Raw genomic sequence first — 1109 nt, 5'->3', positions numbered from 1 at the left:
CTCGGGCCTGGACCATGCGACTGACAGCCATGACATACCCTCCCAACACTGTATTTCAGTGTAATACAAATCGTCGATTTTGTCTATGTTCCGGGGTGGGAGAAGGCGGAAAAGTGAGGGCAAGATTAAAGAAACCGGCACTCTGTGACCTTGGTTTTCAGGATTCCGATGTCTGCACATGGGGTTAGGGCGCGGCATGGTGGCACTGCGAAAATTGCCGCCAGAGTGCCGCCCTTTCCGGCCAGGCCGCGAGAAACCCCCACATGGGACGGCACCATGCCCCACCTGATCGCGACAGGAGAACAGGTGATCGCCTCTTGCGATCACCCGCTATAAGGCCGTCAGAAGGCCGTATGATGGCTTCCGGATCTTGTCCGGTATTGGGTATCGGAAACTCGTCTGAGTGCCCTGTATGGCCATCCTGCGGTCTCTAACTGGGAGTTCCTAGCTACAGACGCAGGAAGGGCCGGACTTACCACAACCCGGCCCTTCCCCTCGCCACAGGTGACTACGCCCATAGCCAGCTTGCCGCTGGCCTCGCACCAAGTGCAACCGGAATCGCCCCGTTCGTCGCTTCCTGAGCCATTTTGCCCTTCCCCGGTTTCGCTGGCCTTGCAGGCTCCGGGCGAGCGCGGAGCGGGAGCGGCGTAGCCCGCCGAAGGCGCCGGAGCAGTGTGACCCTTCCCCTATAATTTAGACGTCGTTCCAGATATCGAGACAGTCCAAAAACGGGTGAGCAGAATAGTAACCATCAGCCTTTTGAACGCCGGTTCCAAGGCATGACGCGCAGAAGATTGGCCATGCCGCACCATCCTGTTACGCCAGCGAACATTAGTCCTACACCGACAAACGCCGATATTCCGAAGAATACGGGCGAAACAATTAAACCAAGCAGCACGCCGGTTAGCACTATCGTACCGGCTGTGATCTGCACCTGTCGCATGATTTCCAGCGGTTGTGAGCGATCGACGACGGTGGGTAGTCTTGCCTGCCGCCACGCATCGATACCTCCTTTGAGAATACAGGCCGGTACTCCGTCAGCTGCTGATTCGAGCTGTAAGGTATTGGCAGTAGTGCGCATCCCGGACTTGCAGTGGAATATGATTTGA

1 protein-coding gene is annotated in these 1109 nt (G+C 57.2%); it reads right to left on the bottom strand.

What is annotated here, in order from left to right; genetic code table 11:
* Positions 1 to 751 precede the first annotated feature (751 nt).
* Positions 752 to 1109, bottom strand: a 358-nt coding sequence (locus PY649_RS34740; RefSeq protein ID WP_285873597.1) for a rhodanese family protein, incomplete at its 5' end; no start/stop codon positions are given.

This window comes from Rhizobium mayense, assembly GCF_030272705.1.
GTDB classification, from domain to species: Bacteria; Pseudomonadota; Alphaproteobacteria; order Rhizobiales; family Rhizobiaceae; genus Rhizobium; species Rhizobium mayense.
The sequence above is the reverse complement of the archived record's forward strand: the minus strand, read 5'-3'. Positions and strand labels throughout refer to the sequence as shown.